The organism is Actinomadura roseirufa (genome assembly GCF_900659635.1).
Taxonomy (GTDB): Bacteria; Actinomycetota; Actinomycetes; order Streptosporangiales; family Streptosporangiaceae; genus Spirillospora; species Spirillospora roseirufa.
This window is the reverse complement of sequence record NZ_CAACVB010000037.1, coordinates 12,153-28,068: the sequence shown is the minus strand read 5'-3', so window position 1 is coordinate 28,068 and position 15,916 is coordinate 12,153. Positions and strand designations below refer to the sequence as shown.

The 15,916-nt window shown below is 71.9% G+C and carries 17 protein-coding genes; 10 read left to right on the top strand and 7 right to left on the bottom strand.

The features are described 5' to 3' along the window. Window positions 1-85: 85 nt before the first annotated feature. Genes E1291_RS11280 through E1291_RS11270 form a run of 3 tightly spaced genes read right to left on the bottom strand, consistent with a single transcriptional unit; the run spans window position 86 to window position 2,764 of the window. Window positions 86-883, bottom strand: a complete 798-nt coding sequence (locus E1291_RS11280; protein WP_278045249.1) for an amino acid ABC transporter ATP-binding protein — start codon at window positions 881-883, stop codon at window positions 86-88. Next, complete coding sequence (locus tag E1291_RS11275) at window positions 880-1,851, bottom strand: amino acid ABC transporter permease (RefSeq protein ID WP_131737698.1); 972 nt, start codon at window positions 1,849-1,851, stop codon at window positions 880-882. The genes E1291_RS11280 and E1291_RS11275 overlap by 4 nt, the downstream gene beginning before the upstream one ends. A 4-nt stretch (window positions 1,852-1,855) precedes the next feature. Beyond that, complete coding sequence (locus E1291_RS11270) at window positions 1,856-2,764, bottom strand: ABC transporter substrate-binding protein (RefSeq protein WP_207400681.1); 909 nt, start codon at window positions 2,762-2,764, stop codon at window positions 1,856-1,858. A gap of 365 nt (window positions 2,765-3,129) precedes the next feature. Here E1291_RS11270 and E1291_RS11265 point away from each other — a divergent pair, with 365 nt between their 5' ends. Beyond that, window positions 3,130-4,317 (top strand): NAD(P)-dependent malic enzyme, encoded by a 1,188-nt coding sequence (locus tag E1291_RS11265; protein ID WP_131737696.1) that lies wholly within the window; start codon window positions 3,130-3,132, stop codon window positions 4,315-4,317. A 204-nt stretch (window positions 4,318-4,521) separates the two neighbouring features. After that, the gene (locus E1291_RS11260; RefSeq protein WP_131737695.1) at window positions 4,522-5,094 is read left to right on the top strand and encodes a CGNR zinc finger domain-containing protein; all 573 of its coding nucleotides are present in this window, start codon (window positions 4,522-4,524) and stop codon (window positions 5,092-5,094) included. Here E1291_RS11260 and sodX read toward each other — a convergent pair. After that, a complete protein-coding gene (sodX, locus tag E1291_RS11255; RefSeq protein ID WP_242614075.1) occupies window positions 4,986-5,474 on the bottom strand; it encodes a nickel-type superoxide dismutase maturation protease in 489 nt (162 codons plus the stop codon). The two genes, E1291_RS11260 and sodX, sit on opposite strands and share 109 nt — an antisense overlap. Window positions 5,475-5,671: 197 nt before the next feature. On the opposite strand from sodX, the gene sodN reads away from it, so the two are divergent. Further along, entirely contained in the window at window positions 5,672-6,073 is a 402-nt protein-coding gene (sodN, locus tag E1291_RS11250; protein WP_207400680.1) for a superoxide dismutase, Ni, read from the top strand. A 134-nt stretch (window positions 6,074-6,207) separates the two neighbouring features. Then, complete coding sequence (locus tag E1291_RS11245; RefSeq protein ID WP_131737693.1) at window positions 6,208-7,665, top strand: M1 family metallopeptidase; 1,458 nt, start codon at window positions 6,208-6,210, stop codon at window positions 7,663-7,665. Window positions 7,666-7,695: 30 nt separating this feature from the next. Here E1291_RS11245 and E1291_RS11240 read toward each other — a convergent pair whose 3' ends face one another. After that, window positions 7,696-8,181 (bottom strand): GNAT family N-acetyltransferase, encoded by a 486-nt coding sequence (locus E1291_RS11240; RefSeq protein ID WP_131737692.1) that lies wholly within the window; start codon window positions 8,179-8,181, stop codon window positions 7,696-7,698. A 187-nt stretch (window positions 8,182-8,368) separates the two neighbouring features. Between E1291_RS11240 and E1291_RS11235 the strand changes: the two genes are divergently transcribed. Then, the gene (locus E1291_RS11235; protein WP_131737691.1) at window positions 8,369-8,797 is read left to right on the top strand and encodes an ATP-binding protein; all 429 of its coding nucleotides are present in this window, start codon (window positions 8,369-8,371) and stop codon (window positions 8,795-8,797) included. Beyond that, a complete protein-coding gene (locus tag E1291_RS11230; RefSeq protein ID WP_207400679.1) occupies window positions 8,794-9,606 on the top strand; it encodes an RNA polymerase sigma factor SigF in 813 nt (270 codons plus the stop codon). Before E1291_RS11235 ends, E1291_RS11230 begins: the two co-directional genes overlap by 4 nt. 91 nt (window positions 9,607-9,697) lie before the next feature. Here E1291_RS11230 and E1291_RS11225 read toward each other — a convergent pair whose 3' ends face one another. Continuing rightward, window positions 9,698-10,198, bottom strand: coding sequence for a hypothetical protein (locus E1291_RS11225; RefSeq protein ID WP_242614079.1), 501 nt, complete (start codon window positions 10,196-10,198; stop codon window positions 9,698-9,700). 111 nt (window positions 10,199-10,309) lie between these two features. Here E1291_RS11225 and E1291_RS11220 point away from each other — a divergent pair, with 111 nt between their 5' ends. Next, window positions 10,310-11,251 (top strand): diacylglycerol/lipid kinase family protein, encoded by a 942-nt coding sequence (locus E1291_RS11220; RefSeq protein ID WP_131737690.1) that lies wholly within the window; start codon window positions 10,310-10,312, stop codon window positions 11,249-11,251. A 291-nt stretch (window positions 11,252-11,542) separates the two neighbouring features. Continuing rightward, entirely contained in the window at window positions 11,543-11,803 is a 261-nt protein-coding gene (locus E1291_RS11215) for a WhiB family transcriptional regulator (RefSeq protein WP_131737689.1), read from the top strand. Window positions 11,804-12,109: 306 nt separating this feature from the next. Here the strand turns inward: E1291_RS11215 and E1291_RS11210 are convergent, their stop codons facing one another. Beyond that, window positions 12,110-13,819 carry a GAF domain-containing sensor histidine kinase gene (locus E1291_RS11210; RefSeq protein WP_131737688.1) on the bottom strand — a complete coding sequence of 570 codons (1,710 nt, stop codon included), beginning with the start codon at window positions 13,817-13,819 and terminating at the stop codon, window positions 12,110-12,112. 74 nt (window positions 13,820-13,893) lie between these two features. Between E1291_RS11210 and E1291_RS11205 the strand changes: the two genes are divergently transcribed. Further along, window positions 13,894-15,066, top strand: a complete 1,173-nt coding sequence (locus tag E1291_RS11205; RefSeq protein ID WP_131737687.1) for an 8-amino-7-oxononanoate synthase — start codon at window positions 13,894-13,896, stop codon at window positions 15,064-15,066. Between the two features lie 37 nt (window positions 15,067-15,103). Further along, a complete protein-coding gene (locus E1291_RS11200; protein WP_370770976.1) occupies window positions 15,104-15,913 on the top strand; it encodes a GntR family transcriptional regulator in 810 nt (269 codons plus the stop codon). The last annotated feature ends 3 nt before the right edge of the window (window positions 15,914-15,916 follow it).

The following is a 15,916-nucleotide window of genomic DNA, read 5'->3' as shown; positions in this document are numbered from 1 at the left end:
GCACCCTAGTGGCCGGCCCCGGACGCCGCGCGGCCCGCCCCCTGACGAGGGGGCGGGCCGCGGCGACGGAGCGGGCCCGTACGGCTCAGAGGACCTTGGAGAGGAAGTCCTGCGTCCGGGCGTGCCGGGGGTTGGCCAGCACCTCGCGGGGAGCGCCCTTCTCGACGACGACGCCGCCGTCCATGAACACCAGGGAGTCGCCGACCTCGCGGGCGAAGCCGATCTCGTGGGTGACGACGATCATGGTCATCCCGTCCACCGCGAGCTGCTTCATGACCTCCAGCACCTCCCCGACGAGCTCGGGGTCGAGCGCCGAGGTCGGCTCGTCGAACAGCATCAGCCTCGGCTCCATGGCCAGGGCCCGCGCGATCGCGACGCGCTGCTGCTGCCCGCCCGACAGCTGCGCCGGGTAGGTGTCCATCTTGTCGGCCAGGCCGACCCGTTCCAGCAGCGCGGCGGCCTGCTCGCGCGCCTTGGCCCTGCCGAGCCGGCGGACCCGCAGCGGCGCCTCGCAGACGTTCTCCATGGCCGTCTTGTGCGGGAAGAGGTTGAACCGCTGGAAGACCATGCCGATCTCGCGGCGCTGCGCCGACACCTCCTTGTCGCGCAGTTCGTAGAGCTTGTCGCCCTTCTGCCGGTAGCCCATGAGGTGCCCGTTCACCCAGAGCCGGCCGGCATCGATCTTCTCCAGGTGGTTGATGCAGCGCAGGAACGTCGACTTGCCCGATCCGGACGGGCCGATGACGCACATCACCTCGCCGGGCCGGACCTCCAGGTCGATGCCCTTGAGCACCTCGACCCGGCCGAACGACTTGTGCACGGACTCGGCCTTGACCATCAGGGCGGCGCCGTCCGGCGCCGCGTCCACCGCGTGGTCGCTCATGCCCCGCCTCCCCCGCTGCCGAAGCCGAGCGCCCGCAGCCCCGCCCGCTTCTCCTTGGGCACGCCGGTGCCGCGGGAGAAGTGGCGCTCCAGGAAGTACTGCCCGACCAGCAGGAAGCTGGTCAGGATGAGGTACCAGATGCAGGAGGCGACCAGCATCGGGAAGGCGTTGAACGACTTGTCGCCGACCGACTTGAGCTGGAAGAACAGCTCGTTGGTGACGGGCACGAAGGCGACCAGCGAGGTGTCCTTGAGCATCGCGATCGTCTCGTTGCCGGTGGGCGGCACGATGACCCGCATGGCCTGCGGCAGGACGATCCGGCGCATGGTCTGCATGCGGGACATGCCGAGCGCGCCGGCGGCCTCGTTCTGCCCGGGGTCGACCGACAGCATGCCGGCCCGGACGATCTCGGCCATGTACGCGCCCTCGGACAGCGCCAGCGCGAGGAGGCCGGCCATGAAGCCGGTGAGGAAGGTGTTGGCGTTGATCGTGAACAGCGTGCCGTCCATGTCCACGCCGAGCACGCCGCCGACCTGGTGGGAGAAGGGCACGCCGCCGACGTGGTACTTGGCGTACAGGATCCCCATGTTGCCGAACAGGATCGCCAGGACCAGCCGCGGCACCGCCCGGAAGAACCAGGTGTAGAGCCAGGCCACCGCCCCGAGGATCGGGTTGCCCGAGAGCCGCATGATGGCGAGCACGATGCCCAGCACCACACCGATGATCATGGAGAACACCGTCAGCAGGACCGTGGTCCTGACGCCCTCGACGATGTTCGGGCGGAACGCGTTGTCGATGATGAAGGACCACTGGAAGGCCTTGTTCGTGACCAGCATGTGCACGAACATCGCGGCCAGCACGGCGAGCACCGCCACGGCGGCCCAGCGTCCCGGGTGCCGGACGGGCACGGCCCTGATGGCCTCCGGCCGCGTCCCCTCCGGCGTCACGGCGTCAGGAGTCTCCGACATACGGTCAGGAGACCTTCGGGTTCACGGCCGGATCGGTGATGGCCCCCTTGGCGACCTTCCACTTGTCCAGGATCTGCTTGTAGGTCCCGTCCGTGATGATCGCCTTGTAGGCGCCGGCGACGGCCTCGGCGAACTGCGTCTGGCCCTTCTTGAGCGCGACGCCGTAGGGGGCCTGCCCGTAGGGCTCGCCCAGCAGCTCCAGCTGCCCGTTGGACTTGTCGACGGCGTCGACGAAGACCGGGTAGTCGGCCGAGCCCGCGTCGTCCTTGCCGGACACGACCGCGGCGGTCGCGGTGCTCTGGTCCTGGAACTGGTCGATCGTGATGGCGGGCTTGCCGGCGTCCTTGCAGGCCTTGGACTTCTGCTGCAGGTCCGGGACCTCGACGGTGCCGGTCTGGACGGCGACCTTCTTGCCACAGGCCGACTCCGGCTGGACGCCCTGCGGGTTGCCCTTCTTGACCACCCACTGGATCGGCGAGTTGAAGTAGCTCACCATCTCGGTGTCCTTCAGCCGGTCGGGGTTGATCGTCAGCGAGGAGATCCCGGCCTCGTACTTGCCGGACTTCACGCCGGTGATCACGCCGGTGAACGGGGTGGTGATCCACTGGGTCTTCAGGCCCAGCTTGGCGGCGGCGGCGTCGAACAGGTCGACGTCGAACCCGATGGCCTTGTTGTTCTCCAGGAACTCGGCCGGGGCGTAGGTGGTGTCCGAGCCGATCTTGATGACTCCGTCGGACTTGACATCGGCCGGGACCATGGCCGCCAGCTTCTGGTCCGGGCCGCTCTTCGGCGTGATCGACGCCGTCGGCTCGGTGGTGTCCTTCTTCTCGCCGCATGCGGTCAGGGCGAGGGCGCCCGTCAGCACGAGCGCGCCCGCCGCGACGATGCGACGGCGCAGAGAACCGGTGATCACTGGTCCCCCTCCAGATGGTGTCGTACGGACCCGTGCGGGCCCGTAGGTCAGGAGCATATTTTGGCGCATACCAGGCCAGATTCGGATTAAGGGTCCGAAACAATCGGACAACGAGCGGGGCCGGTACGTCTGCCCCGGCACTGGAGGTTCCCAACCACGGGCAATCGATCCGCCATCGCGCGACCCGCGTGGTGGCGGCCGTCACGGCATCCTCACCTGACCGGCAGGGGCCGGTATGGCAAAATGGGGCAACGGGTGACCCCCGTACGTCGCGAGATGTCCCTCGAGGTGACCGGCCACCACGCCGTCACCACCGCGGCGGCCATCGCCCGAAAGCCAACTTTCACTGACTGACAGGGGTCGCTGTGGCTGCTGAGCCCATTCCCACCGAACTCTCCCTCGACGATGATCCGGCCTTCCCGCTGCACCGCGGCGGCAAGCTGGAGATGCGCTCGACCATCCCGGTCCGCAACAAGGACGACCTGTCCCTCGCCTACACGCCCGGGGTCGCGCGCGTCTGCACCGCGATCGCCGACAACCCCGAGCTGGCCTACGACTACACCTGGACGTCCAGGGTCGTCGCGGTCGTCACCGACGGCACCGCGGTGCTCGGCCTCGGCGACATCGGCCCGGCCGCCTCCATGCCGGTCATGGAGGGCAAGTCCCTGCTGTTCAAGGAGTTCGCCAACGTCGACTCGGTGCCGATCGCGCTGGGCTGCACCGGCGTCGACGAGATCGTCGAGACCGTGATCCGGCTGGCGCCGAGCTTCGGCGGCATCAACCTGGAGGACATCAGCGCCCCGCGCTGCTTCGAGATCGAGGACCGGCTGCGCGCCGCCCTGGACATCCCGGTCTTCCACGACGACCAGCACGGCACCGCGATCGTGGCGCTGGCGGCGCTCACCAACGCCGCCCGCCTGGTCGGCCGGCCGCTGTCGGACCTGCGCGCCGTCGTGGCGGGCGCGGGGGCGTCGGGCATCGCGGTGTCGCGGATCCTGATCGAGGCCGGCATCGGCGACATCGCGCTGTCGGACAGCAAGGGCCTGATCTACGAGGGCCGGGACGGCCTGAACCCGGTCAAGCGGCGGATCTCGGAGATCACCAACAGGTCGCGGCTGACCGGGTCGACCGAGGAGGCGCTGCGCGGCGCCGACGTGTTCATCGGCCTGTCCGGCGGCACGGTCCACGAGTCGAGCGTCGCCACGATGTCCAAGGACGCGATCGTGTTCGCGCTGTCCAACCCGACCCCCGAGGTGCACCCGGAGGTCGCGCGGCGGCACGCCCGCGTGGTGGCCACCGGGCGCAGCGACTTCCCCAACCAGATCAACAACGTGCTGGCGTTCCCGGGCATCTTCCGCGGCGCGCTGGACGTGCGGGCCCACTCGATCACCGAGGGCATGAAGCTGGCCGCGGCGACCGCGCTGGCCGGCATCGTCGGCGACGACCTGTCGCCCGACTACGTCGTCCCCGGCCCGTTCGACGACCGGGTCGCCCCGGCCGTCACCGCGGCGGTGGCCGCGCAGGCCCGTGCGGAGGGCGTCAACCGGATCTGATCGCGCCTTTCCCGTCCGCCCGCGTCCCTTCGGGGGCGCGGGCCTTCGGCAATGGCCGGAAATGTCCATTGATTCCGGTCAGGCTTTGCGGGCCATTGCCGACCGCACCTCTGCACTCTGCGCGAAAAAATGCGGTGTAATTCTCGCTACGGGGGAATGAAACTGACGATTCGTCCGATCGACCCGGACTTGTCAGGAGCGATTGTGGACCTCGCCTCGTACGCGGACCTGGCGGTCGACCTGGTGAACACCCAGCGCCCCGGCCAGGACGACCTGCGCGACCTCGACGCGCTGAGGGCCCTGCTGGGGCAGCGGCCGGACTTCGGCGGCCGGATCGCCCACCGGGACCTCGACGCCATGCGCGGGCTGCGCGCGCAGCTGCGCGCCATCTTCTCCGCCGCCGCCCGCGGGAACGCCGAGGACGCGGTCGACCTGCTCAACACGCTGCTCATCCAGCACCCGTGTCATCCCCAGGTGACCCGGCACGACGGCCAGGACTGGCACCTGCACTTCAACGAGGCGGGCTCGATCCCCGACCGGTTCGCGGCGCGCGCCGCGATGGGCCTCGCCGCGAAGATCGCCGCGCAGGGACCGGACCGGCTCGGCGTCTGCCGGGCCGACGGGTGCGAGCGGGTGTTCTTCGACGCGACCGCGAACCGGTCGCGCCGTCACTGCTCGGACCGCTGTGCGGGACGCCCGCTCACCACCGCCGCCTGCCATCCGAGCGCGCCGCGCGTGACGGCCCGGCGCCCCGTCGCCCGCGAGGGCGGCCAGTAGCGGGCGACGACCCGGCCGACGACCAGGTCGTCCGGGACGGCGCCGAAGTCCCAGCTGTCCCGGCGTCCGGCCGCGCGCTGGTTGTCGCTCTCCAGCCACCATCCGCCGCGCTCGCGGCGGACCGCCCGCTTGACGACCAGGAGCTCCGGCCGGCCGGGATGGCGGGCCACGACGACGTCGCCCGCGGCGACCGGGCCGCCGGCGCGCACCACCAGCCAGTCGCCGGGCCGCAGCGCGGGCAGCATCGACTCGCCCTCGACCGCGACGGTCCGCAGCCGCCCGCGCGCCGCGGCGAGGGCGAGCGCGGCGACCGGCGTGAGCAGCAGCAGCGTGCCGCCGCAGGCCCGGGCCACCGGCCCCGGCCGTACCCGGATCGGCATGACGGTCCTTCCTGGAGCGGGGGCGGCGGCGCGGCACCGACCCCCTGAAGGGGACGAATCCCCTGGAATCACTCGGGGGTTCGCGGCCACCCGGGTCTTAGGCCCAATTACCGAGAACCCTGGGCGTACGACGCCTTGGTCACAAGGGTAATGTCGGTGCCCTGAGCATGATCCGAAACGAGGGAAGGGAATCGCAGGTGTTGCTCAAGCTTCTGCGTCCGAAGACGACGGTCTCCGCGCACTGCGACCTGCCGTGCGGCGTCTACGACCCGGCGCAGGCCCGGATCGAGGCCGAGTCGGTCAAGGCGATCGCCGAGAAGTACGCGGCCAACGAGGACCCGGAGTTCCGCACCCGGGCGATCGTGATCAAGGAGCAGCGTTCGCAGCTGGTCAAGGAGCACCTGTGGGTGCTGTGGACCGACTACTTCAAGCCGCCGCACTTCGAGAAGTACCCGCAGCTGCACCAGCTGTTCAACGAGGCGACCAAGCTCGCGGGCGCGGCCGGCACCAAGGGCGGCGTGGACGTCAAGGTGGCCGACGAGCTGCTGGCCAAGATCGACGAGATCGCCGCGATCTTCAAGGAGACCAAGCAGGCGTGACGCGGGACACCGCGCCAGTACGCGGGGGCCGTCCGGAACCGGACGGCCCCCGCGGCATGTTCGGGCCAGCGAATACTGACTTTTCGTGACATCGCATGATCTTCTATGGCGCACGGCCAACGAGAGGACGTTCTATGCCGATCAGGATCAGACCCGCCCGGTCGACGACCATGGTCACGTTCGCGGCGGTGTGCGTGCTGGCGCCCGCGCTGCCCGCCGCCGCGGCGCCCGGCGCGGCCCCCGCTCCGGCTCCGGCCGCGCCGGCGGCGGCCAAGGGGGGCAAGCCGGGGACACCGGGCGCGGGCGACCCTTACTTCCCCCAGGAGGGGAACGGCGGGTACGACGTCGGGCACTACGACCTGACGCTGAACTACCAGCCCAAGTCCAACGCCCTGGCCGCCACCGCCCGCATCAGTGCGCGCGCTACACATGACCTCTCCCGCTTCGACCTGGACCTCAAGCAGCTCAGCGTCAAGAGCGTCCAGGTGGACGGGAAGGGCGCGACCTTCACCCGTAAGGGGCAGGAGCTCGTCATCACGCCCCGCAAGAGCCTGCGCAAGGGCGCCCATTTCACCGTGGCCGTCGTCTACGCGGGTACCCCCAAGCCCGTCAACCGGCCCGACATCGGCCGGTTCGGGTGGATCCGGACGCCGGACGGCGCGTACGTCGTGTGCGAACCGGACGGCGCCTCCACCTGGTTCCCCAGCAACGACCACCCGTCCGACAAGGCCACCTACACCTACCGGGTCACCGTCCCCAAGGGCACGCAGGTCCTCTCGAACGGCGAGCCCGGCGGCGAGTCGACCCGGGGCGGCAAAACGACGTTCGTGTGGAACGAGCGCTCCCCCATGGCGAGCTACCTGGCGATGCTCGCGATCGGCAAGTTCACCGTCAAGAAGGGCAGGACGCAGGGCGGCGTGCCCGTCATCACCGCGGTCGCGCCGAACCGCGCCGGTGAGCTGAAGACCATCCACGAGGGGACGATCAAGGCGATCGACTGGGAGGAGAAGGTCTTCGGCGACTACCCCTTCTCCTCCACCGGCGGCATCCGGGTGGGCGTCGACGTGGCGTTCTCCCTGGAGACGCAGAGCCGCCCGATCTACGGCTTCCAGCCCGACACCGCGACGATCGTCCACGAACTGTCGCACCAGTGGTTCGGCGACAGCGTCAGCGTGAAGCGCTGGAAGGACATCTGGCTCAACGAGGGCTTCGCCACCTACGCCGAGTGGCTGTGGGACGAGCAGCACGGCGGCCCGACCGCGAAGAAGACCTTCGACGACCTCTACAAGCTGCCCCAGAACTCGCCCTACTACAAGGACCTGTGGACGGCCCGCCGGACCGGTGACCCGGGCCCGAACGAGCTGTTCACCCTCACCCCGTACTGGCGGGGCGGCATGACCCTCCAGGCGCTGCGGGAGCGGATCGGGGACAAGGCGTTCTTCGAGCTGCTGAAGGCCTGGACGAAGGCGCACCGCGACGGCAACGTCACCACCGGGCAGTTCATCGCGCTGGCCGAGAAGATCTCCGGCCGGCGGCTGGACGGGCTCTTCAACGCCTGGCTCTACACCAAGACCAAGCCCACCAGGTGGTAGGCGGCCGGCCTGGGGCCCGCCTCGCGGGCCTCAGGCCGTCGCTCCGGCCCGCCCCGCCGCCTCGGCCAGGGCGTCGCCCGTGAGGCGGTAGACGGTCCACTCGTCCTGCGGGCGGGCGCCGAGCGCCCGGTAGAAGCCGATGGCGGGGGCGTTCCAGTCGAGCACCGACCACTCGACGCGGGCGTAGCCGCGCTCCTCGGCGATCCGGGTCAGCTCGGTCAGCAGGGCCTTGCCGTAGCCGTGGCCGCGCATGTCCGGCTCGACGAACAGATCCTCCAGGTAGATGCCGTGCCTGCCCGTCCACGTGGAGTAGCTGAGGAACCACAGCGCGAATCCCACGACCTTCCCGCCGTGCTCGGCGACATGGGCGTGAACGCGCGGCTCCGGGGCGAACAGGGCGTCCCGGAGGTGCTCCTCGGTCGCCTCGACCTCGTGCAGGGACCGCTCGTACTCCGCCAGGTCGCGCACCAGCCGCAGGATCGCGGGGACGTCGTCGGGAGTCGAAGGTCGAATCACACAGGTCAGGCTATCCGCCCCTCCGGGGTGCCCCGGAAGTGATCCATGCCTCGTCCTGGGGAGGTTTGGAACTCGTCGTTTCGCCTCGGCGCGGACATTGGTGCGAAAGCCACGCGTGCCGGAGTCTCGCGCAGGGTCCCGCAGGCGGTAGTTTCGGAAGGGCGGGACCATCCTGCGAGGGAGTGACGTGACCGAGGAAACCGCTGCCATGCCGGCCAGTACACAGTTGTCCGTCCGCGATGTGGTGACCGTGAGGTTGCCCGCCGCGAGCGCCTACCTGTCCGTCCTGCGGACCGCGACCGCGGGGCTGGCGGCCAGGCTGGACTTCACGCTGGACGAGATCGAGGACCTGCGCATCGCGGTCGACGAGGCCTGCGCGATGCTGCTCGCCCAGGCCGTCCCGGGGACCGACCTGAGCTGCGAGTTCGAGCTGACGGGCGACGCCATGCGCATCTCCGTCTCGGTGCTGACCGTGGACGGCCAGGAACCCAGCCGCGACACCTTCGCCTGGACGGTCCTGTCGTCGCTCGCCGGCGAGGTCGACGCCCGGGTGGGCGCCGACGACCGGGTCACCGTGACGCTGCAGAAGCGCCGCGGCGCGGCGGGGGCCCCGTGACGGAGAAGACGACGATCGCCGGAGCCGGGAACGAGCGGTCCGAGAGCGCGGTCCCCGACCGCGCCCGGGCCCGCGCGCTGTTCGAGCGCCTCGCCGAGCTGCCCGAGGGCGATCCCGAGCGCCAGCGCATCCGCGACCAGCTCGTCGAGCTGCACCTGCCCCTGGTGGAGTACCTCGCCCGCCGGTTCCGCAACCGGGGCGAGTGGTTGGACGACCTGATCCAGGTCGCCACCATCGGGCTGATCAAGTCGATCGACCGGTTCGACCTCGGCCGCGGCGTGGAGTTCTCCACCTACGCCACGCCCACGATCGTCGGCGAGATCAAGCGGCACTTCCGCGACAAGGGCTGGGCGGTGCGGGTTCCGCGCCGGCTCCAGGAGCTGAAGCTGTCGCTCACCAAGGCGATCAGCGACCTGGCCCAGCGGGAGGGGCGCGCCCCGACCGTCAGCGAGCTGGCCGCCCATCTGCAGATGAGCGAGGAGGAGGTGCTCGAGGGCCTGGAGTCGGCCAACGCCTACTCCACCGTGTCCCTGGACGCCCCCGACTCCGGCGACGAGGACGCCCCGGCGGTGGCCGACTCCCTCGGCATGGTCGACGAGTCGCTGGAGGGCGTCGAGTACCGCGAGTCCCTCAAGCCGCTGCTGGAGAAGCTCCCCGCCCGCGAGAAGAAGATCCTTCTGCTGCGGTTCTTCGGCAACATGACCCAGTCGCAGATCGCCGCCGAGCTCGGCATCTCCCAGATGCACGTGTCCCGGCTGCTGGCCCGCACCCTCGCCCAGCTCCGCGAAGGCCTCACGGCCGAGGAGTGACCGCCCGCGGCCGCCTCCGCCGGGCGGGCCCCCGAGGGGCCCCCGGCGGCCCGGCCCATGGTCGGCGCCCGGTGCGCCCCGGTGGGCGGGGTCAGCGCTTGGTCGGCCGTTCGGCCGCGGAGGTCCCGGCGCCGTCTTCCGCGCCGTCCGCGTCCTCTTCCGCGCCGTCCGCGTCCTCTTCCGCGCCGTCCTCGTCCTCTTCCGCAGCGTCCTCGCGGTCGACCACCAGCCACGCGGTGCTCGGCGGGCTGAGCACCGCCACCAGCGCGAGGACCGCCGCCAGGCCCATCGGCACAGCGACGGCGGGCCGGTCGCTCTGCCACAACGACCACGCCACCGGCAGCGCGAACAGCTGCGTCAGCACCGTGGGGGCGCGGCTCCACTGGTCGGCGCGCAGCAGGCCGCGGGCGCAGGCCAGCATCCCGAGACCGCCCGCGAGCGCGAGCACCGTCACCCCGATCGCGCTCACCGGGTCGACGGCGGCCCCGGCGGCGGTCTCCACGCCGGTGAACACCCCGAATCCGACGGCGGCCAGGCCCTCCGCGGCCTCGAGGGCGGCGGCGGCGTGCACGGTGAACGGACGCTTCGACACAACCAGAAACCCTACTCGCCCCGGGCGCGCGGCCCGTTCCGGGCCGCCGAACCGGCCGCCCGAGGCCGCCGACCGGCCGAACCGCCCGCTAACGATCGATACCCTGACGCCGTGCGCGCCATGCTCATCACCAACCCCAAGGCGACCTCGACCTCCAGGCGGTCCCGTGACCTGCTCGTCCGGGCGCTGTCCGGTGATCTCGACCTGGTCGTCGCCGAGACGGCCCGCCGCGGCCACGCGACCGAGCTGGCCCGCCGGGCCGCCGAGGAGGGCTTCAGCACGGTGATCGCGCTCGGCGGGGACGGCACCGTGAACGAGGCGGTCAACGGGCTCCTCGCCGAGGGCCCCTCGCCCGACCTGCCCGCGCTGGCGGTGCTGCCGATCGGCAGCGCCAACGTCTTCGCGCGCGCGCTCGGGCTGCCGAGCGACGTGATCGCCGCGACCCGGATGGTGCTGCGGGCGCTGCGCGCCGGGCGGCACCGGACCGTCGGGCTCGGCACCGCCGTCCACCCGGGCGGCACCGAACGCTACTTCACCTTCTGCGCGGGCGTCGGGTTCGACGCCGAGGTCGTCCGCGAGGTGGAGCGCCGCCGCGGCGCCGGCGCCAAGGCCGACCCCTCCCTGTATGTGCGCACCGCGGTCCGGCATTTCTTCTCCGGCACCGATCGGCGCAGCCCCGCGCTAACGCTGGAAGTGCCGGGACGGCCGCCGAAAGAGGGCCTGTTCCTGGCCTTCATCTCCAATACCGCGCCGTGGACTTTCCTGGGACCGCTCCCGGTGAATCCGAGCCCCAAGGCGAACTTCTCCCGCGGCCTCGACCTGTTCGGGATGCGGACGCTGGGCACCGCCCCCACGCTCGGCGCGCTGGCCCGGATGCTGGTCCCCCGCACGGTGCCCGTCCAGGGCCCGGACCTGCTGAACGTGCACGACGCGGCGGAGATCACATTGCGCGCGGAGCGTCCAGTGGCCTTTCAGCTCGACGGCGACTACCTTGGCGCGCAGCAGAGCATCACCTTCCGATCGGTACCGAAGGCCATCCGCATCGTCATATGACGCCGTCCGGCCGATCAGTTAACGACAAAGCAACGCGCCCGACCCGCCGGTGTGACACATGCGACACCCATACTTTGAGAATCCTTTCTCAAGGGTCTTGCGTCTGCCCGCGCCCGGCTGACACGCTCAAAGTGCGCCAGCCGACAGGGGCCCCAACGTCGTCCGCCTCCTGATCGCAGCGCCGCCGAACAACCAACCCCGCGACCAGGCACCGCCCTCCGGGGGTTCGCGACATGTGAAACCGTTCACAAAAGTGGAGTGTCTCCACCACCTGACGAAGGAGTGGACCGCATGGACTGGCGCCATCGCGCAGCCTGCCGTGACGTGGACCCCGAGCTGTTCTTCCCGATCGGCAACACCGGGCCCGCGATCCTGCAGATCGAAGAGGCCAAGCAGGTGTGCAAGCGCTGCGACGTCACCGACTCCTGCCTGCGCTGGGCGCTGGACTCCGGCCAGGACTCGGGCGTGTGGGGCGGGATGGGCGAGGACGAGCGCCGCGCCCTCAAGCGCCGCACCGCGCGGGCCCGCGCCCGCGCCGGCGCCGGTCTGTAACCGGCGCGTCCACCCAGTCCGACCGATCCGCCCGCACCGCGCCCCGGCTCCGCCCGGCGGGCGCCGGCCGGAACGGCGCCCGCCTCCGAACCTCACGGCCGGAGAGCACCACGCCGAACCGAGCCGCCACAACGACACGCGAACGCCCGTGGCCCCGCCACGGGCGTTCGCCATTCCCGCCCAGGCACACGCCGGCCCAGGCCAGGCCGCCTGATCACCGCAGGTCACAGCCACCTCAGCAACACCCCACGGACGGGAACACCCTCGCAGGCCGGTACCGCTTCGTGGCCTGGGGCGCTGCGGGGGTCAGGGGCGGGGTGGGCCGGGGCGGTGGTGCGGCTCGATCGGCACGTCCACGACGACCTCCGTTCCGCCGCCGGTTCGGGCCCGGAAGTCGAGCCGGCCGCCCAGCTCGCCCACGATCAGCGTGCGGACGATCTGCAAGCCGAGGCTGTCGCTGCTCTCCACGTCGAAGTCCGCCGGGAGGCCCACCCCGTCGTCGGCCACCACGACCACCAGGCGGCGGCCCGCCGCCTCCGCCGTGTCCCGCTCCGCCGGCCCCTGCCGGGGGGCGCGTCCGCCGGGCGCTCCGGCCCACTCGCCCCACACCGGCGCACCGTCCCGCTCACGGCGCCCGGCCTCCTCGCCGTAGCGGTGCGCGACGACCTCCAGCGTCCCGAACCGGTTCGCCAGGCCGTGCTCCAGGGCGTTCTGCAGCAGTTCGGTCAGCGCCATCGCCAGCGGCGTGGCCACCTCGGCGGGCAGCACCCCGAAGTTCCCGGTCCGCTTGGGCGCGACCTTGGTCTCCGGCGTGGACACCTCCCCCGCCATCATGATCACCCGGTCCGCGATGTCGTCGAAGTCGATCAGCTCGTCCGGGGTGTGCGAGAGGGTCTCGTGCACGATCGCGATCGACCCGACCCGGCGCACCGCCTCGTCCAGCGCCGCCCGGCCCTCCGGGATCTGCAGCCGCCGTGCCTGCAGCCGCAGCAGCGCCGCCACCGTCTGCAGGTTGTTCTTGACCCGGTGGTGGATCTCCCGGATCGTCGCGTCCTTGGTCATCAGCTCGCGGTCGCGCCAGCGCAGCTCGGTGACGTCGCGGCACAGCACGATCGCGCCGATCCGCGTCCCGCCGACCACCAGCGGGATCGTCCGCAGCTGCATCACCGACCCGTGCGCCTCCACCTCGACCTCGCGCGGCGCCCGGCCGCTGAGCACGACGCTCAGCGCCTCCTCCCTGGGCTCCCCGGTGTCGCACAGCCCCGCCGTGACGTCGCCGACCGCCTCGCCGACCAGGTCCGCCGGGTATCCGAGCCGCCGGTAGGCCGACTGGGCGTTCGGGCTGGCGTAGGTCACCCGCCCCGAGCGGTCGAGCCGCATCAGCCCGTCCCCCACGCGGGGCGAGCGGACCATGTTCGGCTCCTCGCCCGGAACCGGGAACCGGCCCTCGGAGATCATCTTGGCGAGGTCGCTGGCGCTCTGCAGGTAGGTCAGCTCCAGCCGGCTCGGGGTGCGCGCCGAGCTGAGGTTCGTGCTGCGCTGGATCACCCCGAGGATCTTCGCGCCGCGCCGCACCGGGATCGACTCCTCCCGGACGGGGATGCCGCTGCCCCACTCCGGGTCGCCCTCCCGGACGATGCGCCGCTCCCGCCAGGCCACGTCGATCAGCCCGCGCCGGCCCGTCCGGACGATCTTGCCGACGAGGTCCTCGGGGTAGGCGGTCGGCCCGGTCGTCGGCCGCATCTGCGCGATCGCCACCCAGCCGGGGACCTGCGCGCCGGTGTCCACCGCGGGTTCCGGCCGGCGCCCGGCGGCGCCCCGCCGGGCGCCGGGCCGCCGCTCGGAGGCCGCGTCCGGCAGCAACGTCTCGCCGGACCGCAGCGGCACCCACAGCAGCAGGTCGGCGAACGACAGGTCCGCGAGCAGTTGCCAGTCCGACACCAGGGCGTGCAGCCACTCCAGATCGGTGTCGGTGAGCGCGGTGTGATCGCGGACAAGGTCGGTCAAGGTAGGCACCCGACAATCATCGCCCATCCGGTTCGGCCCGGGCCGGTCGTCCCCCGCCCAGGGTGAACTGGCAGTATTCCGGCATGACCGCTGCCGCCGACCCCCTGGCCCGGCTCCGGGACGCCACCGCGCGGCGTGCGGAGGCCGGGCTCCGCCGCACGCTGCGGCCGCGCCCCGCCGGCCCCGGCGGTCCGATCGACCTGGCCTCCAACGACTACCTCGGCCTCGCCGGGGACCCCCGGCTGACCGCCGGCGCCGTCGCCGCCGTCCGGGAGTGGGGCACCGGGGCGGGCGGGTCGCGGCTGGTCACCGGGACGACCGAGCTGCACGCCGAGCTGGACCGGCGGCTCGCCGCGTTCGCGGGCGCCCCCGCCGGGCTGGTGTTCTCCTCCGGCTTCCTGGCCAACCTCGGCGCCGTCACCGCGCTCGCCGGGCCCGGCACGCTGGTGGTCTCCGACCAGACCAACCACGCCTCGATCGTGGACGCCTGCCGGCTGTCGCGCGCCCGGGTGGTGATCGCGCCGCACCGCGACGTCGCCGCGGTCGAGCAGGCCCTCGCCGAGCGGGAGGAGGAGCACGCCCTCGTCGTCACCGACGCCGTGTTCTCGGTGGACGGCGATCTCGCGCCGCTGGCCGCGCTGCACCGGACCGCCCGGGCGCACGGCGCGCTGCTGGTGATCGACGAGGCGCACGCGCTCGGCGTCGTCGGCGACCGGGGCCGCGGCGCCGCGCACGCCGCGGGCCTGGCCGGCGAGCCCGACGTCGTCCTCACCCTCACGCTGTCGAAGTCGCTGGCGTCCCAGGGCGGCGCGGTCCTCGGGGCGCCCGAGGTGATCGAGACGCTGGTCGACACCAGCCGGGCCTTCATCTTCGACACCGGCCTGACCCCGCCCGCGGCGGGCGCCGCGCTCGCCGCCCTCGACGTGCTGGAGGCCGACCCCGGGCTGCCCGGCCGGGCCCGTGACCGGGCCCGGCGGCTGTCAAACCTCGCGGCCGGTTCCGGCCTGGAGACCACCGACCCCGCCGCCGCCGTCGTACCGGTCTACCTCGGCGAACCCCTGGCCGCGCTCCGGGCGGCCGAGATCTGCGCTGAGCACGGCGTCCGCGTAGGCTGCTTCAGGCCTCCCTCGGTCCCCAAGGGACGCGCATGCCTGCGGCTGACCGCACGCGCCACGCTGGACGAGTCCGACCTCACAACGTTCCATGAGGCCCTGGCGGAGGTCGCACGCTCTACCGGCCGTAGTCTTCACGCATAACATCGGGGAGAACCGGTGATGAACGTGAGGAGATGCCGTGACGGAGGTCAGGGGCGGGCCCCGGCACGGGGGCGGATTCGAGCGCGGATTCGACCGGGCGACACTCGGTGACATCGGCCGGAACCACGTGGGCCCGGCGCCCCGCATCCCCAAGTACTACAAGCTCAAAGAGCTCCTTGTCGAATTGATCCAGTCGCTTCCCCCGGGCAGCCCCCTGCCGCCCGAGCGGACCCTCGCGGAGAAGTACGAGACGTCCCGGACGACCGTCCGGCAGGCGCTCGCCGAACTCGTCGTCGAGGGCCGCCTCCAGCGCATCCAGGGCAAGGGCACCTTCGTCGCCAAGCCGAAGGTCTCCCAGGAGCTCCAGCTCGTCAGCTACACCGAGGACATGCGGCACCACGGCCTGCGGCCGGAGACCCGCATCCTGGAGGCGGGCTACGTCAGCGCCGACGAGCGGCTGGCCACCCTGCTGTGCATCCGCCCTGGCGGGCGGGTGCTGCGCATCCACCGGCTCAGGCTCGCCGACGGGGAGCCGATGTCGATCGACACCTCGCACCTGCCCGCCCGCCGCTTCCCGGGCCTGCGCCGCGAGCTGCCCCGGCACCACTCCCTGTACGAGACGCTGGCCACCGCCTACGACGTCCACCTGACCGAGGCCGAGGAGACGATCGAGACCGTCCTCGCCACCCCCCACGACGCGCAGCTCCTCGGCGTGGACGTCGGCCTCCCGATGCTGCTGCTGTCCCGGCATGCGTTCGATTCCACCGGCCAGCCCGTGGAATGGGCCCAGTCGCTCTACCGCGGCGACCGCTACAAGTTCATCACCCGGCTGCGGCGCGGGGTCTGAGGG